At 45.9% G+C, this 7,241-nt stretch carries 7 protein-coding genes and 1 pseudogene; 4 read left to right on the plus strand and 4 right to left on the minus strand.

What is annotated here, in order from left to right; translation table 11 throughout:
• Positions 1-10 precede the first annotated feature (10 nt).
• The 4 genes and pseudogenes from Q0117_RS08475 to Q0117_RS08485 form a co-directional block, all read right to left on the minus strand.
• Positions 11-544, minus strand: coding sequence for a hypothetical protein (locus Q0117_RS08475; RefSeq protein ID WP_297924544.1), 534 nt, complete (start codon positions 542-544; stop codon positions 11-13).
• Entirely contained in the window at positions 544-1,464 is a 921-nt protein-coding gene (locus Q0117_RS08480; protein ID WP_297924546.1) for a hypothetical protein, read from the minus strand. The genes Q0117_RS08475 and Q0117_RS08480 overlap by 1 nt, the downstream gene beginning before the upstream one ends.
• A gap of 87 nt (positions 1,465-1,551) precedes the next feature.
• Positions 1,552-1,617 (minus strand): annotated as a pseudogene (locus tag Q0117_RS10675) (prepilin-type N-terminal cleavage/methylation domain-containing protein); the annotation flags it as partial.
• Between the two features lie 9 nt (positions 1,618-1,626).
• A complete protein-coding gene (locus tag Q0117_RS08485; protein ID WP_297924548.1) occupies positions 1,627-2,382 on the minus strand; it encodes a type II secretion system protein in 756 nt (251 codons plus the stop codon).
• A 252-nt stretch (positions 2,383-2,634) separates the two neighbouring features.
• Between Q0117_RS08485 and bamD the strand changes: the two genes are divergently transcribed.
• The 4 genes from bamD (at position 2,635) to Q0117_RS08505 (ending at position 6,791) form a co-directional block, all read left to right on the plus strand.
• Positions 2,635-3,282, plus strand: a complete 648-nt coding sequence (bamD, locus tag Q0117_RS08490; protein ID WP_297894030.1) for an outer membrane protein assembly factor BamD — start codon at positions 2,635-2,637, stop codon at positions 3,280-3,282.
• An 8-nt stretch (positions 3,283-3,290) separates the two neighbouring features.
• Positions 3,291-5,801 carry an endopeptidase La gene (gene lon / locus Q0117_RS08495; RefSeq protein ID WP_297924550.1) on the plus strand — a complete coding sequence of 837 codons (2,511 nt, stop codon included), beginning with the start codon at positions 3,291-3,293 and terminating at the stop codon, positions 5,799-5,801.
• Positions 5,802-6,156: 355 nt separating this feature from the next.
• Positions 6,157-6,336 carry a GyrI-like domain-containing protein gene (locus Q0117_RS08500; protein WP_297924552.1) on the plus strand — a complete coding sequence of 60 codons (180 nt, stop codon included), beginning with the start codon at positions 6,157-6,159 and terminating at the stop codon, positions 6,334-6,336.
• A complete protein-coding gene (locus tag Q0117_RS08505) occupies positions 6,333-6,791 on the plus strand; it encodes a GyrI-like domain-containing protein (protein WP_297924554.1) in 459 nt (152 codons plus the stop codon). Before Q0117_RS08500 ends, Q0117_RS08505 begins: the two co-directional genes overlap by 4 nt.
• Positions 6,792-7,241 lie beyond the last annotated feature (450 nt).

Consider the following 7,241-nt stretch of genomic DNA (forward strand, 5'->3'; position numbering starts at 1 on the left):
CTCCTTTGCTTTATGGTTTTTGAATAGTGCGCCTATGATATGTAATCTGCGGCCTCCCCATAACCGCTACGTTGGATTTTACTACCACGTCTACAAGCGCAGCATGGCTTAGAATTCTACCTACACTACCATTTGCAAGCCTTTCGGACGAGCCTTGCCCGAAATTACTATAAGCGACGGTATGATCGTCAGGTGCACCTAGCTGTTTATCGAAATATCCAAATGTCACGGTGATATCAAACATCTTTTGAGCTGGATCATTTGACGGATACACAAGAGTAATCGTATTTAGTGTAGGATTAGTCGCAGCCGTAGCGTTCTTCTCCTTAAGCTCAGTAGTTAGATACTGGTGCTTTTGCATAGCAAGGACTGCTAACTCCGTAGCGCTCTGAGCTAGCAGTAGCGCCTGCTCTCTGCCTTGAATATTATTGACATCGCGAGCCGTCATAGACGCGATAGATAGTGCCGTAATCGCCGTAGTCGCTACAATGATGATAAAAAATATGGCTGCTACTAGAGCAAAGCCTTTTCGCATAGTTTTCATTAGTACACCACCTGTGCTTTACAAACGTTTAGATCCAGCTCTGCAGGATCAAAATTTCTGCCGTCATCCCTCATACATAGCTTAAGCGCAACGGCACCGTTATCATCCTTAAATTTAAACAAGCTCACGTCCTCGGCTAGTAACGCGCTGCTAGCCTTATCATACGAGTTCGCATCTTTTTCAACGGTGCTCCATGGACGATAGTTATATTTTAAAACCAAATCAAAATTTTTACTTAATACATTACCAGCATTATCTCTCATATATACAATACTATCCCTACCCCCTAAATCTGGAACGATCGCGTAGGCACTATGAGCTATATAGTACTGCTCGGAGAATTCCTGCGATTTATCGTTGTTTGGATTTAATGGATATTGGTTGATAGTAATAGTTTCGCTTTCTTTATTATTGGTACCCGTAGTACTAGGAGTGCCTACGGCGATCAGCACGCGATTGCTACCGTTCACGTCGACCTTTCTATCGTAGCCAAAGCCTATACCTACGCTAGTAGGTGAAGCATCATTCGTAACGACCCTAAAGATAACGGCGACTTGAGTATTAGTGGACGATTTACCGTATTCCGTAGCTCTTAAATTTCCAACTATATTAGCCACTTGGGGGAAATCGCTACCCAAGGATACCATATTGAATGTAGCTCTCGTATTTCCAATATAGCCCGCATCTTCTGTACCTGCTTTCCATTTGTCATCTCGGAGTTGAGACATCGACATGAAGCCACTCCAACCGGGAGTTCTCTTATTTATATTTCTCGTCTCTACGCTTTGTCCGATCCACTCTAATATATCGTATTTTGGATCATCTAAAGCGCTAATCGGCACAAACTCGTTTGAGCTAAGCTCTCTGCCTATAGTAGAGCTTTTTATTCTATCTTCTAAGCGATTTGTGATTAGCATCATCGCATTTTGTGTTCTAGCTTCCAGCTGATTTACTGCACGTACATGAACATAGGATTTATATATCTTTGTGTATAGATCAGCGCCGAACATCGAGATGATACCTAATACTACGATAACAAATACAAGCTCTATAAGGGTGAAACCTTTTTTCATCTCGCGCTCCTATCGGGAATATCGTCTAGTGACGGCTGTCTGAACGCCGACGCCGATATTGGATAAAAACGCTTTTAAAACTACTGATTTGGCAGTACCATCTTTAGCTACGGCGTCGTTTAGATCCGTGGCGGCAACCCTAACCATCTTTATATTGGTAGGGGAGCCATTGGCTGGTTGATCACTAAGGGTTCCGTTTATATCGGTACCCTTAGCATAATCTTCCGCAGTAAAAGGCTCTGCTACATAATCTACGTTGACATTAATTCCAGTATTAAGAATAAAATCACCCTTACTACTAGAGCCCACTAAATCACCTACTGTCATTTGAGTAGTAAATTTATCGTAGTCATCAACATCGTTATAGCGACCGCCGCCGAAAGAAATTCTATTATCTCCTTTGCCGAATTGCCCTTTCGTAGCCGGAGCTTGAGTGCTGACCTCGCGCTTACTAGCTTCATCTAAAATCCCCGGTCTAGCTTCCATAGTGCTATTATCCGGTAACTTTATCGATGGATTTACCGATAAAATTCTTTTCATGCAGCCAGTATCGCCTCCGCAGCTAGCATCTCCTGCGTATGCGCTATCCCACTGCGCCTTAGATATACGAGACATAAAAGCTTTAGCGTTATATACGAGCTCCTCTTTGATCGCAAGGGCATTTAGCTCGGTCGTCTGCGCGACGATACGCGGGATCGCCATCGTCGTGATCGCTAAAATTACGATGGTAAAGATCAGCTCAATTAGAGTAAAACCTTTTTTCATCTTACATCCTTTCTTTAAAATTTTGAAATTACGGAAACGCAAACTTACTCTGCGTTATCGGCGCTAATTATACTATTGTTAAACTTAAATTTAGAATTTATCGCGTAAATTTTTTTGGTTTACAAAGATTTTTAAGCCCGAACGCATAAAAATTTTAAAGAAATTCCATTTTTAAATTTGAACGCAGAATTTAAGCTTGCATTTACTCAAAGACTATAAAATTACGAGCTAAATAAATTCCAAGGATTTTTTATGACAAATCTAAGTAAAATTCTATCCGCTCTCCTATTTATAGCGTTTATCGGCGGCTGCAGCGGCAAAGGCGACGGCGAGCTTTTTAATCTAAGCCCCGAAACGTGGTATTCTAAAATTTTAGAAGATATTAACAACGCAAATATGGAGGATGCCGAGAAGCACTACACTAGCTTTTCTAGCGAGCATATCGCCTCTCCGCTGCTTGAGGAGATGACACTCATTATGGCGTGGGCTTTTGTGGAGGATGAAAACTACGAGAAAGCAAACAAATACCTAGACGAATATATCCGCCTCTACGGCACGACGCAGAAGATCGAATACGCAAGATTTCTAAAAATTAGAGCAAATTTCGATTCCTTTAGCCGCCCAAATCGCAACCAAAAGCTAATGCTAAACAGCATAGACGAAATTCGAAAATTTATAGCTGAATACCCGCAGAGCGAGTATCGTCCGCTACTTGAGACGATGCTAACGAAGCTCAGGCTTGCAGAGCATCAGCTAAATATCGACATCAAGGATCTTTACCAGCGCACCGATCGCGAAAGTTCTGCCAAAATTTACGAGCAGCGCATCGAAGAATCCCCGCTAAACGGTACCGACGTCATCAAACCTCGCTCGCCTTGGTACCGCGCGATTTTTGAGTAGGAGGAGCGATGCAACTGATGCAAAATACAACCTTCCCGAGCGATCTGCCTATCATCGTCGAGGACGAGCTATTTTTATATCCGTTTATGATAGCTCCCCTTTTCATCGGCGACGAGCATAACAAAAAAGCCCTTGATCTAGCCGCCAAAAACGAATCTATGATAATGGTCGTAAGCTCAAAGTCGGAATTTAGCGGCGATAGAAGCTTCGGCGGTATCTATAACGCAGGCGTCGTGGGCTCTGTGATGAGAACCGTGCCGCTTCCTGACGGTCGGGTTAAAATTTTATTTCAAGGCGCGCTAAAAGGTAAAATCGTAAAAGAAATTTCGCAAGATCCGCTAATCGCTACCGTCGATATCATCCACGACGAGCGCGGCAACGACCAGAAATTAGACGCACTGGTAAGCGTGCTGAAGGAAAAAACCAAGACGCTTAGCACGCTTACGCATTTTTTCCCGAACGATCTACTAAAAACCATCGACGACGGCACCGACGCCGCGCGCGTCTGCGACCTGATTTTAAGCGCACTGCGCCTAAAAAAACAGGTAGCATACTCATTTTTTACCGAGAGCAACTTGCAAAAGCGCCTTTTCAACCTCATCAACTACATCTCCGACGAGATCGAAGCGCAGAGGCTCGAAAAGGAGATCAAAAGCAAAGTTCACTCCAAGATCGATAAGACGAACAAAGAGTATTTTTTAAAAGAGCAGCTCAAACAGATCCAAAAGGAGCTCGGCGGCGATGCCGATCGCGACGTCGAGATCGAGGAATACCGCAAAAAGCTGGAAGCCAAAAAGCCATATTTGGGCGAGGATGCCTACAAAGAGATCAAAAAGCAGATCGATAAATTTGCCCGCCTTCATCCGGACAGCGCCGATGCGGGGCTAGTGCAGAGCTATCTGGACTGGGTTTTGGAGGTGCCTTTTGAAAAGACCGCCAAACACAAGATGTCCATCGAGGGCGTTACCGCTCAGCTAAATAAAGACCACCACTCGTTAAAAAAGCCCAAAGCGCGCATCGAGGAGTATTTCGCGCTAAAGCAGCTTTTGGAGCTTCGCGGCACAAGCGGCAAGAAGAGCAAAGAGGACGGCAAAAACGGCGGCGCGATCTTGTGCTTCTACGGCCCTCCCGGCGTAGGCAAGACGAGCCTTGCGAACTCCATCGCTACCGCGCTTAAGCGCAAACTCATTCGCATTGCTTTAGGCGGGCTCGAGGACGTAAACGAGCTGCGCGGACACCGCCGCACCTACATCGGCGCGATGCCGGGCCGCATCGTGCAAGGTCTCATCGAGGCAAATCAGATGAACCCCGTCATCGTGCTCGATGAGATCGATAAAATTTCAAACTCATACAAGGGCGATCCGACTGCGGTTCTACTTGAAATTTTAGACCCGGAGCAAAACTCGAGCTTTAGGGATTATTATCTAAATTTCAACATCGATCTTAGCAAGATCATCTTTATCGCCACGGCAAACGACGTATCTCTCATACCCGCGCCGCTGCGCGATAGGATGGAGTTTATCGAGCTTAGCTCTTATACGCCGCAGGAGAAATTTCAGATCGCCAAGGACTATCTGATCCCTCAGGAGTTGCAGCGCCACGGCTTAAAATCCGCCGACGTAGCGATCAACCCCGCAGCCCTTGCCGAGATCATCGAAGAGTACACGCGCGAAAGCGGCGTGCGAAACCTGCGTCGCCAGATCGCAGCGATCTTCCGCAAGGTCGCGGTTAAAATTTTAAAAGACAAAGAGTTTAAAAAAATCGTCGTTACGACGAAAAATTTGAGCGAATTCCTAAATAAGAAGGTTTTCGAGATCGACGAGGTTGAAAAACGCGATCAAATCGGCATAGTAAACGGGCTTGCGTGGACTGCGGTAGGCGGTGACGTGCTCAAGATCGAAGCGGTCAAGATCAAAGGCAAGGGCGCGATGACGATCACGGGCCAGCTCGGCGACGTGATGAAAGAATCCGCGCAGATCGCCTTTAGCGTCGTAAAGGTGCTGATCGACGAGGGCAAGCTCAAAGCGGCTCAAGACGCGAAAGGGGGCGCAGAAAAAGCCTCACGTGCGGGTAAAAACTCCGCATTACGCGCAAATGGCAGCGCGACATCTAAAAGCTCGGCGGCACGAAATTTAGGCGCGGAGGAAAGCTCCGAAAGCTCGGAGCAGATTTATAATAAATTCGACCTTCACATCCACGTGCCCGAGGGCGCGACGCCGAAGGACGGACCGAGCGCGGGTATCACGATGAGCACGGCGATCGCGTCGATTTTAAGCGAGCGCAAGGTGCGTGCCGATCTAGCGATGACGGGCGAGATCACGCTAAGCGGCAAGGTGCTACCGATCGGCGGGCTTAAGGAGAAGCTCATCGCCGCGCACAAAGCCAAAATCGCTGAAGTGCTGATCCCGCGCAAAAACTATGAGCGCGACCTAGCGGAGATCCCGGACGAGGTCAAAAACGATCTGAAAATAACGCCGGTAGATCGGATCGAAGAGGTGCTGAAGCTGGCGCTGGTCTAAATTTAAAGCGACGCTTTAAATTTAGACGCTTTAGCCGCGCGCTTCGGCAGAATTTTAAAATATTTATAGCGGCGTGAAATTTCGCCCGTGTGAAATCTATCTGCATGTATTAAAATTTTTCAAATACTTGCAGTAAATTTCATATCCTGTTTGAAGATGGCGTGAAATTTTATTGCGTAGCAATGCATTGATGCGCTTGCGACAAAATTTCTCGCAGCAGTTACGGCAAATGTGGAATTCCGTAGAATTTCCATCCACACGATCGCGTGATGATATGAAATTTTATGACCACATAAAATTTCAGCTCCGCTTCTAGCGCAAAATTTTATGAAATTTGCCTCGCGAAAGGAATAAAATGTTTGATTTTAAAAAAGAGTTTAAGCAGCTTTACGCACCTAAACAGACGCCGCAAATTTTAACCGTCCCGCCCGCAAATTTCGTCTGCATCCGCGGCGAGGGCGACCCGAACGAATCGGGCGGCGCGTATCAGCGCGCGATAGAGGTGCTCTACGCCGTGAGCTACGCGCTAAAATGAGCTACAAAACCGATTATAAGATCGATGGATTTTTCGAGTACGTCGTGCCGCCGCTAGAGGGGTTTTGGCGACAGCGCGGCTCTGCTGACGGAGCGGCGAACTACGCCCGAAAGAGCGATTTTAGCTGGATTAGCGCGATTAGGCTGCCTGATTTTATCACGCGAGAGAGCTTTGACTGGGCGGTGCGACAGGTTACGCAGAAAAAGAAGCTGGACTGCGGTGTGGCGGAGTTTTTGAGGATAGATGAGGGGCTTTGCGCGCAAATTTTACATGTGGGCAGCTTTGATGACGAGCCGCAAAGCGTAGCCAAAATAGACGAGTTTATCGCCGCGAATGGCTACGCAAAGGACTTTGGCGAGCAAAGAGCGCATCACGAAATCTACCTAAGCGATCCCAGAAAAACCGTGCCGCAAAAATGCAAAACGATAATCAGGCTCCCGATTAGGAAAATTTAGCTATTTTTGGGCTAAATTTGGCCTCGCGGCGATTTAATATAGCCTAGGCAAACTACGAAGCCGCCACGTAATGCAAAGTTAAATTCACTGCATAAGCCGCTAATGCTAAGTTAAATTTGATTTACAATTTAAGAGAGTTGATAAAAACGGATTCTTAAATCAAAGTTACACTATTCTCGCGCAGTTTTATTAAATTTTTATAACATAGTAAAATTTTGCTATCTCTTTGTACGGTTTAAATTTTAAAATTTACAAAATTTTACTAGTTGCAAACATTACCCAATAAACTCCGCCGAACCCCAAATTTAACCCCAGCTTAAGCATAAGATTATATACTTTGGCTTTAAATTTAAGGCGGCAAATGAGATCTCAGAGTGAATTTTTCGGTGTTTTCGTCACGCTTCTTGGCGGCGTATTATGGGGATTTAGCAGTGTTTGCGGGCAGTATCT

It is taken from the genome of uncultured Campylobacter sp., from assembly GCF_937997535.1.
In the GTDB taxonomy this organism is placed as follows: domain Bacteria; phylum Campylobacterota; class Campylobacteria; order Campylobacterales; family Campylobacteraceae; genus Campylobacter_B.